The organism is Xanthomonas campestris pv. phormiicola, from assembly GCA_025666215.1.
In the GTDB taxonomy this organism is placed as follows: domain Bacteria; phylum Pseudomonadota; class Gammaproteobacteria; order Xanthomonadales; family Xanthomonadaceae; genus Xanthomonas_A; species Xanthomonas_A campestris_A.
The window spans coordinates 406,754-430,449 of record CP102593.1 but is presented as its reverse complement, the minus strand read 5'-3'; the positions used below and the strand labels follow the sequence as shown (position 1 = coordinate 430,449).

The window sequence follows — 23,696 nt, the reverse complement described above, 5'->3', positions numbered from 1 at the left end:
AGACATGACCACCGTCCCATCGCTTTCCCGCACCCTGCTGGCCCTGTCGCTGAGCCTGGCGCTCGCCTCCACCGCCCACGCGCAGACTGCACCGCGCTTCTCGGTGCTCGACGCCGGCGTGCCTGGCCAGTCCAAGGTCTACGACGGCCTGATCGTGACCTACCGCGACGGCAGCAGCGAACGCCGCGACGCGGGCGCCGCCGCGACCAAACTCAGGCAGATCATGGCCGCACCGAGCACCACGTCGACCTGGTCCAGCACCTACCGGCAGAGCGCACCAGCGCTGAGCCGGGTGCGCCGGCTCGCCATCGGCGCCGACCTGGTGCGCCCCAACCGCGCGCTGAGCCCGTCCCAGCTGGAGATGCTGATGACCAGCCTGCGCGCCGATCCGGCGGTGGCGCACGTCGAACCGAACCTGATCCTCAAGCCGGTGCGCAGCACCATCCAGGCCACCGCCAGCGCGATCGCCGCACCCAACGATCCCGGCTACGTGGTGCAGTGGCACCTGCGCACGCCCGACGGCCACCTGGAGACACTGGCTCCGGAGACCACCGGCTACGCCAACCGCGGCGGCATCGACCTGCTGCCGGCCTGGCAGTACGGCACCGGCCAGGGCGTGGTGGTCGCGGTGATCGACACCGGCATCACCGCGCATCCGGACCTGGATACCTCGCTGGCCAACGCCGGCTACGACTTCATCAGCGACGCGTTGATGTCCGGCCGCGCCAGCAATGGGCGCGTGCCCGGCGGCTGGGACAGCGGCGACTGGACCAGCGACGACAAGTACCTGACCTCCAACGGCGGCTGCGCGGAGCCGGGCGAGCAGAGCGACAGCTCCTGGCACGGGACCCACGTCGCCGGCACCATCGCCATGCGGACCAACAATGGCGTGGGCATGGCGGGCATCGCCCCGGACGCCAGGATCCTGCCGGTCCGCGCGCTGGGCCACTGCGGCGGCAGCACCGCCGACATCGCCGACGCCATCGTCTGGGCCTCCGGCGGCCACGTCGACGGGGTGCCGGACAACCCGAACCCGGCCGAGGTGATCAACATGAGCCTGGGCGGCTACGGCAGTTGCACGCAGGACACGGTCACCGCGCAGGCCGTCGCCGGCGCGATCGCGCGCGGCACCCTGGTGGTGGTGGCGGCCGGCAACAGCAACGCGGACGCGGCGGCGTTCACGCCGGCCAGCTGCCCGGGAGTGATCAATGTGGCGGCCACCGGCATCACCGGCGGTCGCGCTTACTATTCAAACTACGGCAACACCATCACCCTGTCCGCGCCTGGCGGCGGCGTGTATGCCAACGATGCGTCCAGCGGCAGCGGCTCGGTGCGCACCGGCCTGGTCTGGTCGACCCTCAACAACGGCGCGCACGGCCCCGACCAGCCGGTCTATGCCGGCTACGCAGGCACCTCGATGGCCTCGCCGCACGTGGCCGGCGTGGCCGCGCTGGCGATCAGCGCCGCGATCGGCGCAGGCCGGCCGATGCCCTCGATCGCGCAACTGCGCGACATCCTGACCCAGACCTCCAACGTGTTCCCGGTCAAGCAGACCCTGCGCGTCGGCGCCGGTATCCTCAACGCCGGCAAGGCGGTGGCGCGCGCTGCCGGCGCCAGCGGCGGCGGCGACGAAGCCACCGCAGTCGCGATCGGGCCGGGCACGCTGAGCAAGCTGTCCGCGGCCGCCGGCCAGGGCACGCTGTACCGGCTGGACCTGCCGGCCAACGCACGCAACCTGCAGATCCGCACCCTGGGCGGCAGCGGTCAGCTCAAGCTCTACGTGCGGGCCATCCGCGCGCCCAGCGCCGACGGCAGCGACGCCGACTACAGCTCGGTGCGCAGCGGGACCACCCAGAACGTACAGATGGCGCTGCCGGTGTCGGGCAGCTATTTCATCCGCCCGGTCGGCGGCAGCGGCGGCTACGCCAACGTGAGCCTGTCGGTGGCCTACTCGGTGCAATGACGCGCCGATGATGCCGGGAGTGGGGAAATGGGAATCGGGAATCGGAAAACACGGGCAATCGCCTTTGCTCTGTTCTACCGATTCCCCACTCCCCACTCCCCATTCCCCATCCGCTATTCGCCGCGCGGCGGATGCGGGCCGAAACGTCCGTACGGCCGGCTGTCGTCGGCGCCGCGGCGCAGCGCCTGCGCGGCGAACAGCGCGATGCCCAGCAGCAGCAGGCAGCAGCCCGCCAGCGCATTCCAGCCGCCGTGCTGCCAGGCCGCGCCGCTGAGCGAGCCGATCAGGCTGGCGCCGCTGTAGTAGGCCAGCAGGTACAGCGACGCGGCATGGCCCTTGTTGCGCCCGCCGAGGCGGCCGACCCAGGCGCTGGCCGCCGAGTGCGCGATGAAGAAGCCGATGGTCAACAGCACGATGCCGGCGATGACCACCGCCAGCACGTGCGCGATGGTCAGCGCCACGCCCAGCGCCGCCACCGCGATGCCGGCCAGCACCACCGGGCCGCGGCCGAAGCGGTCCGACGCGGCGCCGGCCACCGACGAGGACACGATGCCGAACACGTAGGCGCTGAAGATCATCCCGAGCTGGCTCTGGCTGAGCCCGAATTCCGGCCCGCCCAGGCGGAAGCCGGCGTAGTTGTAGACGCTGACGAACACGCCCATCGCCAGGAACGGAATCGCGAACAGCCAAAGCAGGCAGCGGTCGCGCAGATGCCCGCCCCAGGCCTGCAGATGGAAACGCAGGTTGATGCCGCGGCGGCGCACGAAATGCCGCGAGGGCGGCAGCAGCAGCACGAAGCCGACCGCGGCCAGCAGGTCGATCGCGGAGACCGCCGCCAGTGCGGTACGCCAGTCGAAATGATCGGTGAGCACGCTCATGCCGATGCGCCCGACCATGCCGCCGAACGCGTTGCCGGCCACGTACAGACCGGTGGCCGCGCCGAGCCTGGACGCCGGCACTTCCTCGGCCAGATACACCATCGCCACCGCCGGCACGCCGCCCAGGGCGACGCCGGACAGCGCGCGCACCACGACCAGCGCGCCCCAGTGCGGCAGGCAGGCGGCGAGCAGGTTGAGCAGCGCCGCCAACGCGATCGACACGAACATCAGCCCGCGCCGGCCCAGGTTCTCCGACACCGCGCCGGCGCAGAAGATCGCGATCGCCAGGCCGCCGGTGGCCAGCGACAGCGGCAGCGAACTGGTCGCCGCGTCGACCCCGAATTCGCGCGCGAATGCCGGCAGCAACGGCTGCACGCTGTACAGCAGCGAGAAGGTGGCGAAACCGGCCAGGAACAGCGCCAGGCGGATGCGCAACAGCGGCGCGTCCGCCACGGCCTGTAGCGGCGGGCATTGGCTGGAAGTGGTCACGACGGCGCGGCAACGAACAAGGGCGGCCAGTATTTGCCTGCGTCGATCCGGTGTCCAATATATGATCTGGGCATTCTCCATATCTTCTGGATATGACATGGAACTGCGCCATCTGCGCTATTTCCTGGCCGTGGCCGAGGCCGGCCATTTCACCCGCGCCGCGGCGCAGCTGGGCATCCAGCAGCCGCCGCTGAGCCAGCAGATCCGCGCGCTGGAACAGGAACTGGGCACGCCGCTGTTCGTGCGCACCCCGCGCGGCGCGGACCTCACCGAGGCCGGCCGCGCGTTCCGGGTCGAGGCCAGGCGCGTGCTCGCCGACCTGGAACGCGCCGGCGATGCCGCCCGCCGCGCCGCGCGCGGCGAGAGCGGCGTGCTGCGGCTGGGCTTCACCGCCTCGGCCGCGTTCAACCCGATCGTGCCGACGCTGGTGCGCAACTTCCGCCGCGGCTGGCCGGCGGTGGCACTGGCGCTGGAGGAAACCAACACCGCCGGCCTGCTCGCCGCGCTGGTGCAGGGGCGCCTGGATGCGGCCTTCATCCGCTACAGCGTGGTCACCCCACCCGAGCTGCAGCTGCTGAAATTTCCCGACGAGCCGATGAAGATCGCGGTGCCGGCCGCGCATCGCCTGGCCAGGCGCCGGCGCGCGCCGCTGTCGGCGCTGGCCGGCGAACCGTTCATCCTGTTCCCGCGCAGCTTCGGCACCAGCCTGTACGACGAGATCCTGGAAGCCTGCCGCCAGTCCGGTTTCGAACTGCAGATCAGGCAGGAAGCGCCGCAGATGTCGTCGATCGTCAACCTGGTCGCCGCCGAACTGGGCGTGTCGGTGGTGCCGGCCTCGACCACCCAGGTGCAACTGCCGGGCGTGCGCTACCTGGACATCGAAGGCCGGGTGCCGATGGCGCGGCTGGCGCTGGCGGCGCTGCCGGCCACCGCGCAGGCGCTGCCGGTGGTGCGCCACCTGTGGCAGCTGGCGCAGGCGCATGCGGCGGGCAAGCGCGGGTAGCCGCGGATCGGCGCGCGCCGCGCCACCTGATGTGGGAGCCCGTGCGGACAGGCTCACTGCGACACCACGTCCCACCCCGCCGCGTCGCGCAACACCTGCCCGCCGCGCACGCCCTCGACGACCGCCCGCACGCCGTGCGCGAACGGCAACTGGCGTTGCTCGGGGAACCAGCGCCGCTGGCCATCGACCACGATCAACAGGCCCTCGTGATCGCCGAGCGGCGCGAACACATCGGATGCCGGCATGAACGGCGGCAGCCCCATACGGTCCTGCGCTGCCGCGGCAACCGCCGGCACCTGCGCGCTGGGCAATCCGATCTCGCTGATGCACAGCAGCTCGGCCGCGGAGAACGCGCCGTCGGCGATAGCGTGCGCCGGCAATGGCTTGCGCGCGATCAGTTCCAGCACCGCGCCATCGGGCCCGGCGAAATACACCGACTGCGATTGCCACGCCGCGTCGAGCGCGAAGCGCGATTCGCCCAGCGGATCGCGCAACAACGGCACGCGCCGGGACAGCCAGGCGGAGGCGGCGTCGAAGCGCGCAGACGGGATGTTGAAGGCCAGATGCACACTGCCGACCTCGGCGTCGGCGGGCAGCAGATCGAGCAGGCTCCAGCCGATGCGCACCTGCGTGGCCGCGACCGGGAGTTGCAGGACGTCGCGATAGAAGGCGGTACTCGCCGCAGGATCGCTGGCGGGCAGGCTCAGTTGGGTGATGCGCATGGTGGCTCCTTGTGCGGGAGCCTTTATTGGACGACCTCAAGCGTGGTTGAGGTCAAGCGTGTTGACGAGCGTGTACCGCGTACCGCGGAGGTCGTCAGGCATGGAAGTCCGACCATTGTTCGGCATGCGCTGCCGCGCTCTGCCGTCAATGTCGCCTGTGGGAGCGACTTCAGGGCATCTCTAATAACCTCGATTCTAAAAATTTCGCACTATGCGCATCAATGACTTGCGAGCGTTTTAGTCGAGTTTTTTGGGGTTATTAGAGGTGCCCTGAAGTCGCTCCCACAAGGATGCTGCGCGGCGCAACGAGCAGACCGGCAACTGCGCAGAATTCAATGCGGCAATGGCATGAGCGGCAAACGCGCTGCTTCGCGATGGCCTCAGCCAGGCGATCGCGCATGCACGATTCCGGTCGAACACCAGGGCGAACGCACACACTGGCGATCGAACCGCGGCACCCGCCGCAGCGGCTCAACCCAGATGCGCGCGTACCGCTTCGTCGATCTTCGCCGGCGGTACGAAACCCGGCACCCGCGCCACTTCCTCGCCCTGGCGGAACAGCATCAGCGTCGGCGTCTGGCGCAGGCCCCGGGCGCGGAAGAAGTCCTCGCCCACGTCCTCCATCTTCACCTTCAGCAAGGTCACGCCCTGCGCGCTGTCGCTCTCGGCGAAGCGCTCCAGCGACTTGTCGAGCATGCGGCAGCCGGGGCAGTTGTCCTTGTTGAAATCGGCCAGCACGCGCGGATGCGCGGCGATGGCGTCGGCGAACTGTTCGGCGGTGGCGACGGTGATGGTGGTGAACATGGTGCGGAACCTTGTCTGATGTCGGAGGATGCCTGGCGCGGGATGTCCCGACGCCGGCGATGCCAGCAAAACGAATGGACCAATGCGGCGTCAACCGCTGCCGTGCAGCGGCAACGCCGTCGAGGCGAACCCGGTCGCGCTGCCGAACGCGGGTTCGGCGGCGGTCGCCACGGGCGCGGTCCCGGCCGGCAGCGCACGCGCGGCGCGCAGCGCCAGCACCTGCGCGCACCAGGCGTCGATCGCGGCGTAGTCGCGGTCGCCGTGCGGCATCTGCTCGATCTCCAGCAAGGGATAGGCGCTGCCGAAGAAACGCGCGATGCGCTTGACCGCGCCGCAGTAGTACTCCAGCCCCCACTGCGTCTCGCCGGTGCCGAACGCCGCCACCTCGATCGTCTTGCCGGTCGCCTCGACCAGTTCGGCGATGTAGCGCTTCATCTCCGCCGGGGTACGCCCGGCGTTGTCGCTCCAGCTGCCGAGCAGGTGCAGGTCGAAGTCCGCCGCGCGCGCGGCATCGCCGAGCGCGCCGTGCAGGGTCTGCAGGTCAGTGTGGATCCAGGTCACCTGATGCCCGGCCGCCTCACACTGCGCATGCACGCGGCGGGCGACGTCGCGGGTATTGCCGCTGAGCGAAGCGTAGGCGAGCAGGATGTTCATGAGGCGGGGATTGGGGATTGGGGATTGGGGATTCGTCAGAGCACGGGGATTTGCTGTTGCCAATCCCCAATCACGAATCCCCAATCCCGGCCCCTCACAGATCGTCGAAGCCGTTGTCCGAGTTGGTCTTCTTGTAGCTGGCGTTGCGCATCTCGAAGAAGTCGGTCTTGGTCTCGGTGAAGTTGTCCGCGTAGGCCTTGATCCACGGCATCACGTTGTCGCTGGCGTCGGTGTACAGCTTCTCGATGCCGAGCATGCCGGACATCTTGTTGGCGCGGTACTTCACGTACTGGATCATCTCGTCCACGTCGATGCCCTCGATGCCGTCCAGCACTTCGGCGGACCACTCGGTCTCCAGCCGGATCGCGTGCTCGAACGCCTGGTGCACGTAGTCGGTCAGTTCGTTGGTCTGCAGCTCGGCGTTCTCGCCGATGATGGCGCGGATCAGCTCGCTGATGAACTTGGTGTGCGCCAGCTCGTCGCGGTTGATGAAGCTGATGATCTTGCCGGTGCCGGTCATGCGGTTCTGCCGCACCAGGTTGTAGAAATACGCGAAGCCGGAATAGAAGTTGATGCCTTCCAGGATCGAGGACTGGATCAGCGAACGCAGCAGGGTCTCTGCGGTCTTCTCGCGCATGAAGTCGTCGTAGGCCTGCATGATCGGCTGGTTGCGCGCGATGATGGTCGGGTGCGTCCGCGCGATCTCGAACACGCGGTTCTGGTCGGCCAGCCCGGCGATGGAGGCCAGCACGTAGGAATAGCTCTCGTTGTGGATCACTTCCTGCTGGCCGATGATCGCCGCGTTGGCGTGCGCGGCCGGGTCGGTGATGTATTCGGCGACGTTGTAGATGAAGCGCGTCTGCGGCGAATCCAGCGTGGCCAGCAGGCCGATGATCGAGTCGTAGGCGTTCTTCTCGCGCGCCGACAGTTCGCCGTACTGCTTGGCGTCGCCCTTCATGTCCACCTCGTCGGGGATCCAGAAGTTGGTCGACAGCTCCTTGTACGCGCGATAGAACGACGGGTACGGGATGTCGTTCCAGTTGAGGATGCCGCTGGTGGTGCCGTTGATGATCCCGGTGGAACGGTTGGGATGCATCGGTTCGAGGATCTTGATGCGGTCGAGCGCGATGGCCATGGGTGGGATTCGGTAGTGGGGTGAAGCGCGCCGGCAGGCGGCGCGGCGATGCGGGAGCGGCGCACCACGCGCATGGTGTTCCCAGGGGGAAGCCATGCGCGCGCAGGCGCCGCTACGGGGTGGCGATCAGCTCGAGCACCACTCGCATTCGCTGATGTCGATGTCGTTGGAGCGCACGTAGTAGGTGGTCTTCAGGCCTTCCTTCCACGCGGTCATGTGCAGGTCGAGCAGGGTGCTGGCGCGGATGGTGCTAGGCACGTAGAAGTTGAAGCTGATCGACTGGTCGACGTGGCGCTGGCGGCGCGCGTTCTGGCGCACGCTGGCGAACTGGTCGACCCGGTAGGCGCCCTTCTCGTAGTACGGATAGGTGTCCACGGTCAGGCCCGGCGCCACCACCGGACGGCGGAAGTCCTTCTTCTCTTCGTAGTAGAACGCGCTGTAGATCGGGTCGATCGAGGCGGTGGAGCCGGCGATCTGGGCGGTGCTCATGTTCGGCGCCACCGCGATCATCCACGCGTTGCGCACGCCGTTGATGCTGACCTGCGCGGCCAGTTCCTGCCACTGCGCGCTGTCGTAGCCGCGCTTGCTGAAGTACTCGCCGTTCTGCCAGTCGCTGCCCTTGAACACCTTGTACGCGCCCTTCTCCTTGGCCAGCGCCAGGCTCGCCTGGATGGTCAGGTAGTTGATGCGTTCGTACAGCTCGTCGCAGTAGTCCTCGGCCTGCCTGGAGTTCCACTCGATGCCCTTCTGCGCCAGCAGATGGTGCCAGCCGAAGGTGCCCAGGCCGATCGCGCGGTACTTCTGGTTGGTGATGGTGGCCTGCGGCACCGGCAGGTCGTTGAGGTCGATCACGTTGTCGAGCATGCGCACCTGCACCCGGATCAGCCGCTCCAGCACGTCCGCCGACAGCAGGTCCGGCTGCGCGGTGACCGCGCGGCCCAGGTTCACCGAGGACAGGTTGCACACGACGAAGTCGCCGGCCTGCTTGGTGGTCACGATCTGGTCGCCGCTGATCATCTCCTGGATGACCCGGGTCGGGCTCATGTTCTGCAGGATCTCGGTGCACAGGTTGCTGGAATAGACCATGCCCTGGTGCTTGTTCGGGTTCATGCGATTGACTTCGTCGCGATAGAACATGAACGGGTTGCCGGTCTCCAGCTGGCTGACCATGATCCGCTTGAGCATGTCGATGGCCTTGACCACCTTGCGGCCGATGCGCTCGTCGGCCACCACTTCCTCGTAGCGGGCGCGGAAGCTGCCTTCGCCGCGCTTCTCGTCGAAGAAGTCCTGCAGGTACCAGCCCTTGACCTCCTTCACCTCGTGCGGGTCGAACAGGTACCACTCGCCGCGGCGCTCCACCGCTTCCATGAAGATGTCCGGCACGCACACCGCGGTGAACACGTCGTGCGCGCGCAGGCGCTGGTCGCCGTTGTTCAGGCGCAGGTCCAGGAACGCCTCGATGTCGCGGTGCCAGATGTCCAGGTACACGGCGATGGCGCCCTTGCGCTGGCCGAGCTGGTCCACCGACACCGCGGTGTTGTTGAGCTGCTTGATCCACGGCACCACGCCGCCGCTGGAGTTCTTGACCCCGCGGATCGCCGAGCCGGACGAGCGCACGTAGCCCAGGTAGGCGCCGACGCCGCCGCCGTGCTTGGACACGCGCGCCACGTCGGTGTTGGAGTCGTAGATGCCCTGCAGGCTGTCGTCGACGGTGTCGATGAAGCAGCTCGACAGCTGCCCGCCGATCTTGCCGGCGTTGGCCAGCGTGGGCGTGGCCACGGTCATGTACAGGTTGGACAGCGCCCAGTAGGCCTCGCCGACCAGCTGCATGCGCCGCTCACGGGGCTTTTCGTCCTGCATCAGGTACAGCGCGATGGTCAGCCAGCGCTCCTGCGGCAGTTCGTAGACCTTGCGCGAGTTGTCGGTGGCCAGGTAGCGCGTGGCCAGCAGGTACAGGCCGTTGTAGGCGAACAGCTTGTCGCGCTCCGGGTCGATCATCCGGCCGGCTTCGGCCAGTTCGTCCTTGGAGTAGTTCTTGAGGATGTCGATCGAGTACACGCCGCGGTCGGCCAGGCTTTCCTGCAGGCCGACGTAGGAGCCGTACTTCTCGCCGGCATCGTAGAAACGGTTCTTGCTGGCACGCTTGTACAGGCGGTGCAGGTACAGGCGCGCGGCGAAGTACTCCCACTCCGGGGTGGCGATGTCCACGCGCGACTCGGCCTCGCGGATCAGGTAGTCGACCATCTCGTCGGCCGACAGGCTTTCCTTCTTCTCGACGAAGGCGAACGCCTTGCGCTCGTAGTCGGCCACGTCCAGCTGCGGGAACTCGGCATGGATCCGGTCCAGGGTGCGCTGCAGGCGCGAGCGGTCGAAGGCCATGCGGCGGTTGCCGCCGTCCTTGACGATCCAGGTCACGGCGCGCTGGTCGTTGCTCGGCTCGCTGGCGGCCACATCGGGCTGCGCGGCAGCGGCGGCGGCAGGCGTGGGGTCGACATCGGCGGTGTCGAGGGGGGCTGCGGCCGGCAGGCTGTGGGTCTGGCTCATGAAGGTCTCCAAGCGTGGTGCACCCGGCTGCCTGACCCTCGCAGGCAACGGTCCGACCGGATCAGCAGGGTGGAGACGCGGTGTCGCAGAGACCGCGACGGCGCAGGCGCGAAGCCTGCGGGCGGTCAACGCTTCACCGACCATCTCCCCCCGGAGATGCAACGGTCGGCGCCGCGCTGTGTGCATCGCGCGGCTGTCGGCAGGTCTTCGGGCTGATGGGCGACGGCCGATGGCCGGTGTCCTAGCCCGTCGCTTCCCAAGGCAGGGCGCCTCAGTGCGGGTGACGGGTTCGTTCCCAATTACCGCTGCGGGGCAGCGCCGGCCTGAGCGCTCGCGCGCCGCACCGGCTTCCCTTTTGATCCCGCAGCCTGGTGGCTACTGGAACCGACCACCACAAGATAGTGGGGTCCCCCGGCGTCGTCAACGCTAAATGTAGTCCAAAAAGCGAAAACCCAAGCGGGGCAAGAGTTTGCCGTGGCGACGCGGCAAAACCCCGCGGCGGGGCGCCGGATCGGGCCTGGAGCCGGCCGCAGCGCCCATGCCGCAAGGGCCTCGGCGCGGCCGTCGGCGGCCGTCGGTGCGCAGCGGCCAGCGCTAACTGCGCGGGGGATCGGCCGCAACGTCGGCCCCTGCCGCGCCGGGCGGACCGAACAGCACCCGCAGGCGCTGCCGCCAGCCGCGGGCGCGGCGCAGGTCGTGCAGCAGCGGCGGCCAGGCATGGAAGGCGATCGTCACCGGATTGTGGCTGCGCAGCGGGGTCGTCAGCCCGTAGCGGGGCGGTACCCCGGGCAGTTCGGCGCGGACGCTGCCGAACAGCCGGTCGAACAGGATCAGCACCCCGCCGTAGTTGCAGTCCAGGTATTGGGGATTGCTGGCATGGTGCACACGGTGGTGCGCCGGGGTGTTGAACACGAACTCGAGCGGCCGCGGCAGGCATCCGATCAGCTCGGTATGCAGCCAGAACTGGTAGAACAGGTTCGCCGCCAGCGCGCCGAGCACATAGGGGACCGGGAAGCCCAGCCACACCAGCGGCGCGAAACACACCGCCGCGCCGGTGAGCTTGCCGGTCCAGCCCAGCCGGTAGGCATTGGCCAGGGTGTACTGCTGGGGAGAGTGATGCACTGCGTGGTTGAGCCAGAACCAGCGCACCCGGTGATCGGCGCGATGCATCCAGTAGTAGCAAAACTCCTGGCCCACGAACAACGCCAGCCAGTGCCAGGGCCGGTCCATCGCGATCGTCGCCACCCGCAGCGGCCAGACCGCGTACAGCAGCGCGCCGACCACACCGCCCTGCAGCAGCAGGCCCAGCGCGGCGCGGCCGAGCGCATCGCCGAGCGAGGCCCAGTAGGCCTTCCAGTCGTAGCGACGGCCGCGCCTGCGCCAGGCCCAGGCCTCCAGCGCGGCGACCGCCGCCAGCAACGGCAACACCAGCAGTGGCAACCAGGGGCGCATCGCCGGCTCAGGGTTCGCGCTGCTTGGCCTGTTGCATGGCCTGCATGGCCGCGCGCAGCTCGTCGGGCGACAACTGGCCGTCGCGGTTGCCGTCGAGCGCATCGAAGCGCTTGGCGATGCGCGGCAGCGACGCATCGGCCTCGCTGCGGCTGATCAGGCCGTCGCCGTTGGCGTCGGCCGCCTTCAGCCGCTGCTGCAGCGGTTGTTTCTGCGCAGCGCTCGGCGCCGGTTGCGCGGTCTGGGCGGCGACACTGCCGGCCAACAGCAGGCTGCACAGCGTTGCTTGGGCGATGACGGTCTTCATGGCGATCCTCGGGCAAGAGATGGAAGGGATGGACGTAGGCGCTGCGGCGCACGCGGCGCCGCAGCGCGATGGCGACCGTGGAAGCGCGACACAGCACCCCGCGGCACCCGGTTACGGACGGCAGGCCACGACCTCGCCGGCGGCGTTGGTGCAGGTGCCGGTATGGGTGACGCTGCCGTCGGCGGCGGTGGTCGAGCCCTGATAGCTGGCGCCGTTGGCGGTGATGGCGCTGGTCTGGCGGCTGCCGGTGACGCTGCCGTCGGCGCTCTTGGCGACGCTGCCGCTGCTGCTGGCGCTGCCGCCGTTGGTGCCGCTGACACTGGCGCTGCCCTGGCGGCCGGCGCTGCCGTCGGCGTTGCGGTAGAAGCCGCCCTGGCGCGTGGCCGCGCCGCCGTTGACGCCGCTGGCGGTCGCGCTGCTGCTGCCCGACGCGTTGCCCTGGCCGTCGGCCTGCCATTGCCGCGCCCGCGTCGCGCTGCCGTTGGCGCCGCTGGCGCTGGCATGGGTCGCCGCGCTGCGGGCACCGTCCACGTGGCTGGCGGTGCGGGTGCGGGTGCGCTCGCGCGCCTGCGCGTCCGGCGCCGCCAGGACGCTCAGGCCGCCGGCGGCCAGGGTCAGCAGCAGGATCGAATTGCGTAGCGAAAGGGTCATCGTTGCTCTCCGGGGAAGCAGCACGAGCGCTGCGGTGGAGCCACGGTAGGCCGCGCGCGGCCGCAAGGTGTTGCGTCCTGGCCAGCGGATGTTTCCGCCGGCGGCGATGGAAACATCCGCTTACAAAAACCCTCCATGGGGCGTTGCCGGGCGACCGCGGCACCGCCGATAGTGGGCTCCATGAACGACGCCCCTGCCCGCCTGCTCCTGGTCGACGACGACGAACGCCTGCGCGAACTGCTGCGCCGCTACCTGGAAAGCCAGGACTTCTCGGTGAAGGCGGTGGCCGACGGCGCCCAGCTGCAGCAGGCGCTGGCGCGCGGCCATTACGACCTGGTGGTGCTGGACCTGATGCTGCCCGGCGAGAGCGGCCTGGAGATCTGCCGGCGCCTGCGCGGCCAGGGCGACACCACGCCGATCGTGATGCTCACCGCCAAGGGCGACGAGGTCGACCGCATCGTCGGCCTGGAGATCGGCGCCGACGACTACCTGCCCAAGCCGGTGAACCCGCGCGAGCTGCTGGCACGGATCCGCGCGGTGCTGCGCCGCACGCGCCCGGCCGGCGCCGGCGCGCCGCAGCCGGACGGCGGCGAGATCGGCTTCGGCCGCTTCCGCCTGCACCTGGGCCGGCGCGAACTGAGCGGCGATGGGCGACCGCTGAAACTGACCACCGCCGAGTTCGCGGTGCTGTCGGTGCTGCTGCGGCATCCGCAGCAGCCGCTCAGCCGCGACCGCCTGATGAGCCTGGCGCACGGCCGCGAGCACGACGCCTTGGCGCGCAGCATCGACGTCACCGTGGCGCGCTTGCGCAAATTGCTCGAAGACGACGCGCGCACCCCGCGGCTGATCCAGACCGTGTGGGGCATCGGCTACGTCTACGTGCCGCCGGAGACCGCGCCATGAGCCGCACCCGCCACGTCGGCGATGGCTGGCCGCGCAGCCTGTTCGGGCAGCTGGCGCTGGTGATCGCGCTGGTGCTGGCCGGCGCCGGCCTGCTGGCGCTGCTGCTCGGCCGCGAACTGGCGCTGCGTCCGGCCGCGCAGCAACTGCTGCGGGCGATGGACGGCTTCGCCAATGTCGCCGAGGCGCTGCAGCGCTCGCCGTCTTCGGCGGCGCTGGAGCCGGCGCTGCGCGAGGCCGGGCTGCAGGTCCGGCACGCGCCGCCACCGGTGGTGGATGCGCGCAGCGGGCCACTGGCCGACGAACTGCAACGGCGCGCTACGGACCAGCTCGGTCCGGGGCGCGAGCTGCGCCGCGGCGACGGCGACGGCGCGGTGTGGCTCAAGCTCGCCACCCCCGATCCGCTGTGGGTGTCGTTCGCCGGCGAGCGCCGCGGCCACGGCGTACGCCGCTTCTCGGTGGCGTTGCTGGCCGCCTGCGCGCTGCTGGTGTGGCTGGCAGCGGCCTATTTCGCGCGGCGCCTGGTGCTGCCGCTGCGGCAGCTGGCGCAGGCGGCGCCGCATCTGGTGCGCGGCGATGGCGCCGTGCCGGTGGTCAGCGGCGGCCCGCGCGAAGTGAACGACCTGGCACGGGCGCTGACCGACGCCAGCGCCGACGTGCGCACCGCCGCGGCCGAACGCACGCTGATGCTGGCCGGCATCTCGCACGACGTGCGCACGCCGCTGACCCGCCTGCAGTACGCCCTGGCGCTGTTGCCGCAGGTGGAGCCGGAGCTGCGCGACGGCATGGAGCGCGACATCGGCGAGATCGACGCGATCCTGGCGCAGTTCATCGCCTATGCCCGCGACGGCCGCGACGAAGCCAGCGCGCCGCTGGACCTGGCCGAACTGTGCCGGCATGCGCTGGGCGCGGCGCAGGCGGGCTGGGACGTCGACCTGCCGGCGCAGGCGCCGCTGTACGCCAAGCCGATGGCGCTGCAGCGCGCGCTCGGCAACCTGATCGGCAATGCCGAGCGCCACGGCGCCGCACCGTTCCAGCTGCGCCTGGCGCGCGACGGCGACGGCTGGTGCATCGAGGTGCGCGATCACGGCCCGGGGCTGGATCCGGCGCTGGCCGCAAGCGCGCGGCAGCCGTTCGTGCACGGCGGCCACGGCGGCAGCGGATTGGGCCTGGCGATCGTCGAGCGCGTCGCCCGCCAGCATCACGGCGAACTGCGCCTGGACAACGCCGCGCCGCACGGATTGCGCGCGACGTTGCGGGTGCGCGAGGCATGAGCGCGGGCGCCGCGGCGACGGCGCAGGCAGCCATGCGCACTGCGGCAGCCGCTGCACCCGAGGACCCGCGGCGTTGCGCTCGCGCCGGAAACGGATCGATCCCGCGTCACCCCACCCCTCCCTCCCACGCCTCCGCTCTCGAAGGACTCCGCCGATGACCTCGCTCGCCCGTACCTTGCTTGGCGTCTCGCTGCTGCTGACCGCGCTATCCGCGGCAACGCTGCATGCGCAGGATGGCCGCCTGCACGAACGCCTGCGTGCGCGGCTGGCGCAGTCGGCGTCCGCGCCGCGCGCGCCGCTGCCCGACGGCACGCGCGTGCTGCGCGATGTCGCCTACGGCGCCGATCCGGCGCAGCGCTTCGATGTCTACCTGCCCGCCAATGCGCGCAACGCGCCGCTGCTCGTGATGGTGCACGGCGGCGGCTGGGCCAACGGCGACAAGGACAATCCCGGGGTCGCCGCCAACAAGGTCGCGCACTGGCTGCCACAGGGCTACGCCCTGGTGTCGGTGAACTACCGCCTGCTGCCGCAGGCCACGCCGCTGCAGCAGGCCGGCGATGTCGCCCTCGCCGTGGCCAGGGTACAGGCGCTGGCCGCCGGCTGGGGCGCCGATGGCGCACGGATGGTGTTGATGGGGCACTCGGCCGGCGCGCATCTGGTGGCGCTGCTGGACCTGTCGCCGACGCTGCTGGCGCAGGCCGGCGCGCATGCGCCGCTGGCCACCGTGGCGCTGGACAGCGCCGCGATGGACGTGGAGCAGGTGATGCAGGCGCGGCACCTGCCGCTGTACGACCGCGCCTTCGGCAGCCGGCGCAGCGAGTGGATCGCCGCCTCGCCGTATCACCAGATGGGCACCGCCGCGCCGCCGCTGCTGGCGGTGTGCTCCAGCCGCCGCGCCGATGCCTGCGCGCAGGCCCGGCACCTGGCCGACAAGGCGACGGCGCGGCGGATCCGCGTCGAGGTGCTGCCGCAGGACCGCAGCCACGCCGAGATCAATCACGACCTGGGCCTGTCCTCGGCCTATACCGACGCGGTGGACGCCTTCCTGCGTTCGTTGCGCTGAGCGCGCGCCTGGCGGGCGGCGCGCGCGGAGTTCAGCCCGCCGGCCAGCGCTGCAGCAACAGCGGCAAGGCCACCGCCGCGCTGTCGCGCCAGTGCAGGTCGGCGCGGGCGGACAGCGCGCTGGGCTCGGGATTGATCTCGACCACGTAGGCGCCGCGCTCCCTGGCCCGCAGCGGCAGCCCGGCCGCCGGATGGACCAGGCCGGAGCTGCCGATCACCAGCACCAGGTCGGCCGCGTCGGCGGCGCTCTCGGCGCGCGCCCAGTCCGCGGCCGGCAACGCCTCGCCGAACCACACCACGCCCGGACGCACCGCACCGCCGCAAGCCGCGCAGGCCGGCGGGGTGAGGCGCTGGGCCGGTGCCTGCACGTCGATCGGTGGCAGCAATCCGTGCCAGGCCTGACCGCAGTCGCCGCAGCGCAATGCCGACAGGCGCCCATGCACATGCGCGGCGACCTCGCTGCCGGCGCGCTGATGCAGGTCGTCCACGTTCTGGGTCACCAGGGTGGTGCTCTTCCACGCGGCCAGGCGGACCAGCGCGTGGTGCCCGGCATGCGGCTGCGCCTGCGCGACGATCGCCATGCGCCAGCGGTACCAGCCCCAGACCAGCGCCGGGTCCGCCCGCCACGCCTCTTCGGTAGCCAGCTGCTGCGGATCGAAGCGCGCCCACAGGCTGTCGTCCTGGCCACGGAAGGTCGGCACGCCGCTCTCGGCGGACATGCCCGCACCGGTGAGGACCAGCAGGCGGCGCGCGCCCTGGATGAAGGCGGCAACGGTATCGGCGTTGTAGGCGGAGCTGAGCATGGCGCACACAAAGGTGATGGTATTCGCACTATTGCATTGACCCAGTTCCACCTCAATCTGCAGCACAGCAATGCCGCCGCGGCTGTGGATACGACACAAGTTTCGAGACGAAGGCCATGCGATCGCTGTCGCCATGACATGCGACCGGCTGCCGTCGGTGCTGTCGTGTCGTCATCGTAATTGCGTGAGGCGTTGCTGTTGCTGTTGCTGTGGCTGGTGCTGTTGCTGTGGCTTTTGACCTACCGGTTCCCTTCCGAAGCGGCGGCCATGCCGGGGAAAAACCCCGAAGGGGCGGCGCACAAGGATGTGCGCCGTTCGCGGCAGGGGCAGGATGCCCCTTCCGCGAATCCCCGGTATGGACGCGGACCCGGAGCGCGCAGCGCGGAGGGCGCTCGGCAGGGCGCGCTTTCTTTTGGTTACTTTTCTTTGCGCGAGCAAAGAAAAGTGACTCGCCGCAAGGCGAAAGCCTTTGCCTTTGCCTTTGCCTTTGCCTTGGTTCTGGCATTGAGATTTTGAAGCTTTTGAAGCTTGAAGCTTGAAGCTTGAAGCAAGAGCTTCCGCTGGCGCGGGTCACTTTTCTTTGCTTGTGCAAAGAAAAGTAACCAAAAGAAAGCACACCCCGCAGCGCGCCTTCCGCGCTACGCGCTCCAGGTCCGCAGCCCCGACGGGCATTTTTCGATGGCACATCCATGTGCCAACGAAAAACGTCGCGCATCCTTGCGCGCCGCCCTTCGGGTATTCGCCCGCCGGGGCTGCCGCGCTGAGGGGACCCGGTAGATCAAAAGCAAAGCAAAAGCGACAGCAACAGCAGAAGCAGAAGCAGAAGCAGAAGCAGAAACAACAGCCGAGCTAGTAGACACGATCGATGGAACGGCCAGTGACCGCCGCGCATGCAACGCAGAGCTATCGCGCTCGCTCAGTTACGGAATACTCCGAATCGGATCAGTTTCGCCGGCTCGTTCAACACCGCCGACAGCCCCAGTCCCAGCAGCCCACCACGTCTGCACCGCATCTCGCTACTGTCACCACACAGCCGCGCGCTCGCGTGGCACGGATGGCCCTGCTGTTCGAATTGTTCGCGGATCGGCGTCTTGAAAGACGTTTCGTTCTCGGCCGACCAACTGCCGGCCTTGCTCTCGATGCCGTCGCCGCGCTTACGGCACGGTGGCTCGGACCACTGCCGTATGGCAGACAGCAAAAACCCCCGCCGCGCAGTCGCGCGACGGGGTTTTCGGGCCAGCCGCATCAATCAGTCGAGGACGACCAGATTCACGTCGATGTTGCCGCGGGTCGCGTTGGAGTACGGGCAGACCTGGTGCGCCTTGTCGACCAACGCCTGCAGCTCCGCGCGCGGCATGCCCGGCACCGCGATGCGCAGTTCCACCGCGATGCCGAAGCCGCCCGGGATCTGGCCGATGCCGACGCTGCCTTCGATGCTGACCTCGCCCGGCAGCTTCTGCTTGTCCTGCGCCGCCACCGCCTTCATCGCGCCGATGAAGCAGGCCGAATAGCCGGCCGCGAACAGCTGCTCCGGGTTGGTACCATCGCCGCCGGCGCCGCCCAGCTCGCGCGGGGTGGACAGCTTCACGTCCAGCGCCTTGTCGGAAGACACGGCGCGGCCTTCGCGGCCGCCGGTCGCGGTGGCGTGAGCGGTGTAGAGGATCTTTTCGGGTGAGGCCATGGTGGTTGCTCCTGGTGAGGCGCGTCGCGCCGGTTGATTGACAGCTATTTAATAGCACACTACTTAATTAACGGAACGTCATGGACCCGTGTCGGCTCCGTGGCAACGGCATCAGCCGCCGCCCAGGTTGCCGCGCAAGGTTTCCAGTTGCTGCTTGAGCTGGCGCAGGTCCTGCAGCGAGCACGCCGCCGCGCAGAACACCTGCTCGGGCACCGTGCCGGCCTTGTTGCGCAAGGCGCGGCCGGCCGCGGTCAGGCGCACCACGACCTGGCGTTCGTCGTCGGCCGAGCGTTCGCGGGTGACCAGGCCGCCGGCCTGCAGCCGCTTCAACAACGGCGTCAGCGTGGCCGAATCCAGGAACAGGCGCTCGCCGATCGCGCCGACCGTGCGTGCGTCCTGCTCCCACAGCACCAGCATCACCAGGTACTGCGGATAGGTCAGGTCCAGCGTCTTCAGCAGGCCGCGATAGAGCTTGTGCATCGCCAGGTTGGCCGAGTACAGCGCGAAGCACAGCTGCTGATCCAGCTGCAGCGCGGCGTCGCGGCTGGGGATCTCGGCAGGGGTGCGCTTCTTCGGCATGGCTGCAATTTACATAGTGCGCTATTTAATTGCAAGCACCTCAGCTCTCTTCGGTCGAATTGCCCGCGGTTTCGCTCGTTGCAACTGATGCCCCGGGACCAGCTGAAGTCGCTCCATAAAGGGAGATTGGCGATACAGCGCGCCTGCCGCTCCTTGTGGGAGGGACTTCAGTCCCGACTGCACCGTGCCCGGCGAGTCCGCCGCTTCGTTCGTCGCGACTTCAGGGCACCTCTAATAACCCCAAAAACTCGACCAAAGCACTCGCAAGTCATTGATGCGCATAGCGCGGAATTTTTGGAATCGAGGTTATTAGAGGTGCCCTGAAGTCGCTCCCACAGGAAAAACCTGGCGCACATCGGCGTACCGGCAATTTGAAGGTATTGCCCGCGCTGGGATGCCACCGCGCTCAGGCGCGGTGCGCGGTAGCCAGGTACTCGGCGCTCTGCATCTCGATCAGGCGCGAGGCGGTGCGTTCGAACGCGCCGGCCAGGCGCTCGCCGCTGTACAGCTGCGGCGGCGGGTCCTGCGCGGTGCAGACCAGGTTGACCTGGCGGTCGTACAGCTCGTCGATCAGGTTGACGAAGCGCCGCGCCGCGTCCTCGTTCATGCGATCGAAGTGCGGGATGCCGCCGAGCAGCACGGTGTTGAACTCGCGCGCGATCTCGATGTAGTCGGCCGGCCCGCGCGGGCCTTCGCACAGCGCGGCGAAATCGAACCAGGCGATGCTCTTGCCGCGGCCGCGCACCGGGATCTTGCGCGCCTCGATGACGATGTTGCCGCTGCGCGCGGCTTCGTTGCCGCTGAGTTCGCCCCAGCGCCCCTCCAGCCATGCGTCGGACTGCGGGTCCAGCGGCGCGCGGTACACCGGCGAGCGGGTCAGCGCGCGCATGCGGTAGTCCTCGGTGCCTTCGGCGTACAGCTCCACGCAGTACTTCTGCAACAGCGCGATCGCCGGCAGGAAGCTCTCGCGCTGCAGGCCATTGAGGTACAGGTTCTGCGGCGCGGTGTTGGAGGTGGTGACCAGGGTCACGCCCTCGGCGAACAGGCGCTCCAGCAGCCGCGCCAGCAGCATCGCGTCGCCGATGTCGGTGACGAAGAATTCGTCCAGCACCAGCACGCGCAACTGGGTACGCCACTCCTGCGCGATCTTGGCCAGCGGGTCGCTCTGCCCGGCGTGCTCGCGCAGGCGCTCGTGCACGCCGCGCATGAAGCGGTGGAAGTGGGTGCGGTACTTCTGCCCGATCGGCAGGCCGTCGTAGAACAGGTCGACCAGGAAGGTCTTGCCGCGGCCCACGCCGCCCCAGAAATACAGGCCGCGCACCGGCTCGGGCTTCTTCCAGAACGCGGCCAGGCGATCCAGCCAGCCGTCCTGGTCGCTGTCCACGATCGCGGCGTGGATGCGGTCCAGCTCGGCCAGCGCGGCATGCTGCGCCGGGTCGTCGCGCCAATCGCCGCGCGCCACGCCGGCGGCGTAGCGTTGCGAAGGCGTGGCGGCGGAACTCATCGGCGCGTGCCCGCGCAGCGCCCTGCCTGCGGCCATGCGGCCGCCTGGCGACGCAGCGCGCTCACGCCTGCTTGGCCGGCAACCATGCCTTGACCTCGTGCTGCAAGGCGCCGCGCAGGTCGATCAGCTTGCGGTGGAAGAAATGGCTGGTGTCGGGCATGCGCACCAGCTGCGGCTGCTGTTCCAGCGTCTCCAGCCAGTCGTACACGGCCTGCGGATCGACGATTTCGTCGGCGTCGCCCTGGATCAGCAGCCACTGCGGCGGCGGTTCCACGCCGGCGAAGTCCCAGCGCCCGGCCGGCGGCGCGATCGAGATCAACGCCCGCGGCTGCAGCGCGGCGCTGGCGCGCAGCGACACGTAGGCGCCGAAGCTGAAGCCGGCCAGCCACAGTGCGTCGTGCGGGCGCTGCGCGCGGACCCAGGCGGCCACCGCGGCCAGGTCCTGCTGCTCGCCGTCGCCATGGTCGAAGCTGCCGGCGGAGGCGCCGACGCTGCGGAAATTGAAGCGCACCACCTGCACGCCGAGCTCGCGCAGCGCGCGCGCGACCATCGTCACCACCTTGTTGTGCATGGTGCCGCCCTCGGTGGACAGCGGGTGGCAGACGATCGCGGTGACCGGCACGGCGGCCACGGCGGCATCGGGGAGATCGACCGCGGCCTCGAGCGGGCCGGCGGGGCCGTCCAGCGTCAACGCGCCGGATTCGGTGGGGAAAGCGGGAGAGGTCATGCGCTCATAATACCGGGGCGGCGTGCAGGCCACATGCCGGCCATGCGCACGCAGCGTTCTCTTCCCCGAAGGATTCCCGCGCATGGCGTTCGTTTTGCTGAGTGTGCTGTGCAGCGTGCTGGTCTCGATGCTGCTGAAGCTGGCGCCGCGCCGGCGCATCGACCTGGCCCAGGCGGTGACCTGGAACTACCTGGCGGCGGCGCTGCTGTGCGCGGCGCTGCTGCAACCGCCGCTGGCCACGCTGCGCGGCGCGCAGGCGCCGTGGACCGAACTACTCGGCCTGGCGGTGCTGCTGCCGACGCTGTTCCTGGTGCTGGGCCGCGCGGTGGCGCTGGCCGGCATCGTGCGCACCGACGCGGCGCAGCGGCTGTCGCTGCTGCTGTCGCTGGCGGCGGCGTTCGCGCTGTTCGGCGAGCGCGCCAACGGCTACAAGCTGGCCGGGCTGGCGCTGGGCCTGCTGGCCATCGCCGGCATCGTGCACCGGCCCGGGCCGGCCCCGGCCGGCACGGCGCGCGCGGCGCCGTGGCTGCTGCTGGTATGGGCCGGCTTCGCCCTGATCGACGTGCTGCTCAAGCGTATCGCCCAGGCCGGCACGCCGTTCGCCGCCTCGCTGCTGGTCGCCTTCGCGATCGCCTTCGTGCTGCTGCTCGGCGTGCAGCTGTGGCGGCACCTGCGCGGCAGCGCGCCGCTGGCCTGGCGCAATCTCGGCGCCGGCCTGCTGCTGGGCGCGTTCAACTTCGGCAACATCGCGTTCTACGTGCGCGCGCACCAGGCGCTGCCGGACAGCCCGGCGGTGGTGTTCGCGGCGATGAACCTGGGGGTGATCGTGCTGGGCGCGCTGCTCGGGGTGCTGGCGTTCGGCGAGAAGACCAGCGCCTGGAATCGCGCCGGCCTGTTGGCGGCGCTGCTGGCGATCGTGCTGATCGCGGTCGGCGCGCGCCGATAGCGACGGGGCCGGCGGCCAATTGCGCCGCAGAAGATCGCCTCGCCGCGATCGCCGGCCGGAGACACGCTGGGAGGGACTTCAATCCCGACGGCTTCCCGGCCGGACGGTTGCATGTCTCCACTTGTCGCGGCTGCAGCCGCTCCCACAAAAGGCATGGCCGCCGCCCAGCACAACGCGCAGGAGTCCCGGATCAGGAGATGCTGGAGACTTTCAGTGCCGGCAGACGCCGAAGCCGGGCTGCTGCACAACGCCGGGTACCCGCTCAGCGCCGCCACACCGGGAACGGATCGGCCAAGGCCTGCCAGGCCGCCGGCCCGCGCCCGAGTTCCGCGTCGTCGAGCAGGCAGGCATCGAGTTCGGCGCGCACCCGCGCCTGGTCCAGGTCGACGCCGATCACCGCCAGTTCCTGGCGGCGGTCACCCCACAGCGGATGCCACAGCGCGCGCAGCGCCGCGTATTCGCGCGCGTCGCCCACTTCCTCGGCGCGCGGCGGCGGCGCGCTCCAGCACGCGCTGTGCTGCCGCTGCCAGCCCAGCTCGGTATACGGCAGCGGCCGCGGCGGCAACGGCAGCGGCGTGTCCAGCAGGCCCTGCTCGACGCGTTCGCGCGCGGCGTACCAGAAGCCGGCGGCCTGGGTCTGGGTGGCCGCGCCGGCGATGGACAGTTCGCCGACCCAGTCCATGCGGCTGGCCAGCCAGAAGAAGCCCTTGCTGCGCACCACGTCGCGCAGGCCGTTCTGCGCCAGCCGCGCGAAGCGCAAGGGATGGAACGGGCGCTGCGCGCGGTAGACGAAGCTGCCGATGCCGAACTGCTCGGTTTCCGGCGCGTGCTCGCCGCGCAATGCCTGCATCCAGCCCGGCGCCAGCTGCGCGCGGACGAAGTCGAAGCGGCCGGTGTCCAGCACCAGGTCCAGCGGCACGTCGCCGTCGCAAGCTTCGACGATGTGCGCGTGGCGATTGAGCGCGCGCAGCACCGCGCGGGTGCGCGCCACCGTGGCCGGGGTCGCCAGGTCGCACTTGCCGATCACGATCACGTCGGCGAACTCGATCTGCTCCACCAGCAGGTTGACCAGGCCGCGCTCGTCGTCGGCGCCAGCCTGCAGGCCGCGCTCGGCCAGCCGTTCGGCCGAGCCGAAGTCGCGCAGGAAGCTGGCGCCGTCGACCACGGTGAGCATGGTGTCCAGCCGCGCCACGTCGGCCAGGCTGCGGCCGTGCTCGTCGCGCACCGCGAAGGTGGCGGCGACCGGCATCGGCTCGGAAATGCCGGTGGATTCGATCAGCAGGTAGTCGTAGCGGCCGCTGTCGGCCAGGCGCTGCACCTCCTGGCGCAGATCCTCGCGCAGCGTGCAGCAGATGCAGCCGTTGCTGAACTCGACCAGGGTCTCCTCGGTGCGGCTGAGCGCGGCGCCGCCGTCGCGGATCAGCGCCGCATCGATGTTGATCTCGCTCATGTCGTTGACGATCACCGCCACGCGGCGGCCGTCGCGGTTGCGCAGCACGCGGTTGAGCAAGGTGGTCTTGCCGGCGCCGAGGAAGCCGGACAGGACGGTGACGGGAAGGCGGCGGTCGAGCACGGCGGACGTTGGCATGGCGGCTTGGACGTGGCGGGAGAAATGTTACTA

The 23,696-nt window shown here is 69.7% G+C and carries 21 protein-coding genes, 1 pseudogene and 1 riboswitch; of the genes and pseudogenes, 7 read left to right on the top strand and 15 right to left on the bottom strand.

The window, feature by feature from the left end; translation table 11 throughout:
- Window positions 1-4: 4 nt before the first annotated feature.
- Window positions 5-1,963: a S8 family serine peptidase gene (locus NRY95_01720; GenBank protein UYC16728.1), complete on the top strand. Its 1,959-nt coding sequence runs from the start codon at window positions 5-7 to the stop codon at window positions 1,961-1,963.
- 113 nt (window positions 1,964-2,076) lie between these two features.
- Here the strand turns inward: NRY95_01720 and NRY95_01715 are convergent, their stop codons facing one another.
- Complete coding sequence (locus NRY95_01715) at window positions 2,077-3,330, bottom strand: MFS transporter (protein ID UYC16727.1); 1,254 nt, start codon at window positions 3,328-3,330, stop codon at window positions 2,077-2,079.
- 97 nt (window positions 3,331-3,427) lie between these two features.
- Between NRY95_01715 and NRY95_01710 the strand changes: the two genes are divergently transcribed.
- Complete coding sequence (locus NRY95_01710; GenBank protein ID UYC16726.1) at window positions 3,428-4,333, top strand: LysR family transcriptional regulator; 906 nt, start codon at window positions 3,428-3,430, stop codon at window positions 4,331-4,333.
- A gap of 53 nt (window positions 4,334-4,386) precedes the next feature.
- On the opposite strand, the gene NRY95_01705 is transcribed toward NRY95_01710, so the two are convergent.
- From NRY95_01705 to NRY95_01670, 8 genes and pseudogenes are all read right to left on the bottom strand, one after another.
- Window positions 4,387-5,055, bottom strand: a complete 669-nt coding sequence (locus NRY95_01705) for a hypothetical protein (GenBank protein ID UYC16725.1) — start codon at window positions 5,053-5,055, stop codon at window positions 4,387-4,389.
- A gap of 471 nt (window positions 5,056-5,526) precedes the next feature.
- Window positions 5,527-5,859 carry a thioredoxin family protein gene (locus NRY95_01700; GenBank protein ID UYC16724.1) on the bottom strand — a complete coding sequence of 111 codons (333 nt, stop codon included), beginning with the start codon at window positions 5,857-5,859 and terminating at the stop codon, window positions 5,527-5,529.
- A gap of 90 nt (window positions 5,860-5,949) precedes the next feature.
- Window positions 5,950-6,513, bottom strand: coding sequence for a flavodoxin (locus NRY95_01695; protein UYC16723.1), 564 nt, complete (start codon window positions 6,511-6,513; stop codon window positions 5,950-5,952).
- 94 nt (window positions 6,514-6,607) lie between these two features.
- Window positions 6,608-7,648, bottom strand: coding sequence for a ribonucleotide-diphosphate reductase subunit beta (locus NRY95_01690; GenBank protein ID UYC16722.1), 1,041 nt, complete (start codon window positions 7,646-7,648; stop codon window positions 6,608-6,610).
- A 126-nt stretch (window positions 7,649-7,774) separates the two neighbouring features.
- Window positions 7,775-10,192, bottom strand: coding sequence for a ribonucleoside-diphosphate reductase subunit alpha (locus NRY95_01685; GenBank protein ID UYC16721.1), 2,418 nt, complete (start codon window positions 10,190-10,192; stop codon window positions 7,775-7,777).
- 180 nt (window positions 10,193-10,372) lie between these two features.
- Window positions 10,373-10,596, bottom strand: a riboswitch (cobalamin riboswitch).
- A 190-nt stretch (window positions 10,597-10,786) separates the two neighbouring features.
- Window positions 10,787-11,644: a sterol desaturase family protein gene (locus NRY95_01680; GenBank protein ID UYC16720.1), complete on the bottom strand. Its 858-nt coding sequence runs from the start codon at window positions 11,642-11,644 to the stop codon at window positions 10,787-10,789.
- Window positions 11,645-11,699: 55 nt separating this feature from the next.
- Window positions 11,700-11,819: pseudogene (locus NRY95_01675) on the bottom strand (hypothetical protein).
- Window positions 11,820-12,059: 240 nt separating this feature from the next.
- Entirely contained in the window at window positions 12,060-12,599 is a 540-nt protein-coding gene (locus tag NRY95_01670; GenBank protein ID UYC16719.1) for a hypothetical protein, read from the bottom strand.
- A 180-nt stretch (window positions 12,600-12,779) separates the two neighbouring features.
- Here NRY95_01670 and ompR point away from each other — a divergent pair, with 180 nt between their 5' ends.
- The 3 genes from ompR to NRY95_01655 all read left to right on the top strand — a co-directional run bounded on the left by ompR (window position 12,780) and on the right by NRY95_01655 (window position 15,836).
- The gene (gene ompR, locus NRY95_01665; GenBank protein UYC16718.1) at window positions 12,780-13,502 is read left to right on the top strand and encodes a two-component system response regulator OmpR; all 723 of its coding nucleotides are present in this window, start codon (window positions 12,780-12,782) and stop codon (window positions 13,500-13,502) included.
- Window positions 13,499-14,773: an ATP-binding protein gene (locus tag NRY95_01660; GenBank protein UYC16717.1), complete on the top strand. Its 1,275-nt coding sequence runs from the start codon at window positions 13,499-13,501 to the stop codon at window positions 14,771-14,773. The genes ompR and NRY95_01660 overlap by 4 nt, the downstream gene beginning before the upstream one ends.
- A 154-nt stretch (window positions 14,774-14,927) precedes the next feature.
- Window positions 14,928-15,836: an alpha/beta hydrolase gene (locus tag NRY95_01655; GenBank protein UYC16716.1), complete on the top strand. Its 909-nt coding sequence runs from the start codon at window positions 14,928-14,930 to the stop codon at window positions 15,834-15,836.
- A 31-nt stretch (window positions 15,837-15,867) separates the two neighbouring features.
- Here the strand turns inward: NRY95_01655 and NRY95_01650 are convergent, their stop codons facing one another.
- A complete protein-coding gene (locus NRY95_01650) occupies window positions 15,868-16,638 on the bottom strand; it encodes an NAD-dependent deacylase (GenBank protein ID UYC16715.1) in 771 nt (256 codons plus the stop codon).
- A 198-nt stretch (window positions 16,639-16,836) separates the two neighbouring features.
- Here NRY95_01650 and NRY95_01645 point away from each other — a divergent pair, with 198 nt between their 5' ends.
- A complete protein-coding gene (locus NRY95_01645; protein ID UYC16714.1) occupies window positions 16,837-17,154 on the top strand; it encodes a hypothetical protein in 318 nt (105 codons plus the stop codon).
- A 733-nt stretch (window positions 17,155-17,887) separates the two neighbouring features.
- On the opposite strand, the gene NRY95_01640 is transcribed toward NRY95_01645, so the two are convergent.
- From NRY95_01640 to NRY95_01625, 4 genes are all read right to left on the bottom strand, one after another.
- Entirely contained in the window at window positions 17,888-18,319 is a 432-nt protein-coding gene (locus NRY95_01640; GenBank protein UYC16713.1) for an organic hydroperoxide resistance protein, read from the bottom strand.
- 111 nt (window positions 18,320-18,430) lie between these two features.
- The gene (locus NRY95_01635) at window positions 18,431-18,898 is read right to left on the bottom strand and encodes a MarR family transcriptional regulator (GenBank protein ID UYC16712.1); all 468 of its coding nucleotides are present in this window, start codon (window positions 18,896-18,898) and stop codon (window positions 18,431-18,433) included.
- Window positions 18,899-19,304: 406 nt separating this feature from the next.
- Window positions 19,305-20,402: a cell division protein ZapE gene (gene zapE / locus NRY95_01630; GenBank protein ID UYC18464.1), complete on the bottom strand. Its 1,098-nt coding sequence runs from the start codon at window positions 20,400-20,402 to the stop codon at window positions 19,305-19,307.
- A 61-nt stretch (window positions 20,403-20,463) separates the two neighbouring features.
- A complete protein-coding gene (locus tag NRY95_01625) occupies window positions 20,464-21,129 on the bottom strand; it encodes an alpha/beta hydrolase (protein ID UYC16711.1) in 666 nt (221 codons plus the stop codon).
- Between the two features lie 82 nt (window positions 21,130-21,211).
- On the opposite strand from NRY95_01625, the gene NRY95_01620 reads away from it, so the two are divergent.
- The gene (locus tag NRY95_01620) at window positions 21,212-22,075 is read left to right on the top strand and encodes an EamA/RhaT family transporter (GenBank protein ID UYC16710.1); all 864 of its coding nucleotides are present in this window, start codon (window positions 21,212-21,214) and stop codon (window positions 22,073-22,075) included.
- A 262-nt stretch (window positions 22,076-22,337) separates the two neighbouring features.
- Here NRY95_01620 and NRY95_01615 read toward each other — a convergent pair whose 3' ends face one another.
- Complete coding sequence (locus NRY95_01615; GenBank protein UYC16709.1) at window positions 22,338-23,663, bottom strand: GTP-binding protein; 1,326 nt, start codon at window positions 23,661-23,663, stop codon at window positions 22,338-22,340.
- Window positions 23,664-23,696 lie beyond the last annotated feature (33 nt).

What these genes read in the sequence shown, in the direction of transcription:
- NRY95_01620 (UYC16710.1), top strand. Translation starts at nt 21,212, where the DNA reads ATGGCGTTCGTTTTGCTGAGTGTGCTGTGCAGCGTGCTGGTCTCGATG.
- NRY95_01625 (UYC16711.1), bottom strand. Translation starts at nt 21,129, where the DNA reads ATGACCTCTCCCGCTTTCCCCACCGAATCCGGCGCGTTGACGCTGGAC.
- NRY95_01700 (UYC16724.1), bottom strand. Translation starts at nt 5,859, where the DNA reads ATGTTCACCACCATCACCGTCGCCACCGCCGAACAGTTCGCCGACGCC.
- zapE (UYC18464.1), bottom strand. Translation starts at nt 20,402, where the DNA reads ATGAGTTCCGCCGCCACGCCTTCGCAACGCTACGCCGCCGGCGTGGCG.
- NRY95_01695 (UYC16723.1), bottom strand. Translation starts at nt 6,513, where the DNA reads ATGAACATCCTGCTCGCCTACGCTTCGCTCAGCGGCAATACCCGCGAC.
- NRY95_01640 (UYC16713.1), bottom strand. Translation starts at nt 18,319, where the DNA reads ATGGCCTCACCCGAAAAGATCCTCTACACCGCTCACGCCACCGCGACC.
- NRY95_01655 (UYC16716.1), top strand. Translation starts at nt 14,928, where the DNA reads ATGACCTCGCTCGCCCGTACCTTGCTTGGCGTCTCGCTGCTGCTGACC.
- NRY95_01680 (UYC16720.1), bottom strand. Translation starts at nt 11,644, where the DNA reads ATGCGCCCCTGGTTGCCACTGCTGGTGTTGCCGTTGCTGGCGGCGGTC.
- NRY95_01650 (UYC16715.1), bottom strand. Translation starts at nt 16,638, where the DNA reads ATGCTCAGCTCCGCCTACAACGCCGATACCGTTGCCGCCTTCATCCAG.
- NRY95_01615 (UYC16709.1), bottom strand. Translation starts at nt 23,663, where the DNA reads ATGCCAACGTCCGCCGTGCTCGACCGCCGCCTTCCCGTCACCGTCCTG.
- NRY95_01660 (UYC16717.1), top strand. Translation starts at nt 13,499, where the DNA reads ATGAGCCGCACCCGCCACGTCGGCGATGGCTGGCCGCGCAGCCTGTTC.
- NRY95_01670 (UYC16719.1), bottom strand. Translation starts at nt 12,599, where the DNA reads ATGACCCTTTCGCTACGCAATTCGATCCTGCTGCTGACCCTGGCCGCC.
- NRY95_01635 (UYC16712.1), bottom strand. Translation starts at nt 18,898, where the DNA reads ATGCCGAAGAAGCGCACCCCTGCCGAGATCCCCAGCCGCGACGCCGCG.
- ompR (UYC16718.1), top strand. Translation starts at nt 12,780, where the DNA reads ATGAACGACGCCCCTGCCCGCCTGCTCCTGGTCGACGACGACGAACGC.
- NRY95_01710 (UYC16726.1), top strand. Translation starts at nt 3,428, where the DNA reads ATGGAACTGCGCCATCTGCGCTATTTCCTGGCCGTGGCCGAGGCCGGC.
- NRY95_01685 (UYC16721.1), bottom strand. Translation starts at nt 10,192, where the DNA reads ATGAGCCAGACCCACAGCCTGCCGGCCGCAGCCCCCCTCGACACCGCC.
- NRY95_01705 (UYC16725.1), bottom strand. Translation starts at nt 5,055, where the DNA reads ATGCGCATCACCCAACTGAGCCTGCCCGCCAGCGATCCTGCGGCGAGT.
- NRY95_01720 (UYC16728.1), top strand. Translation starts at nt 5, where the DNA reads ATGACCACCGTCCCATCGCTTTCCCGCACCCTGCTGGCCCTGTCGCTG.
- NRY95_01690 (UYC16722.1), bottom strand. Translation starts at nt 7,648, where the DNA reads ATGGCCATCGCGCTCGACCGCATCAAGATCCTCGAACCGATGCATCCC.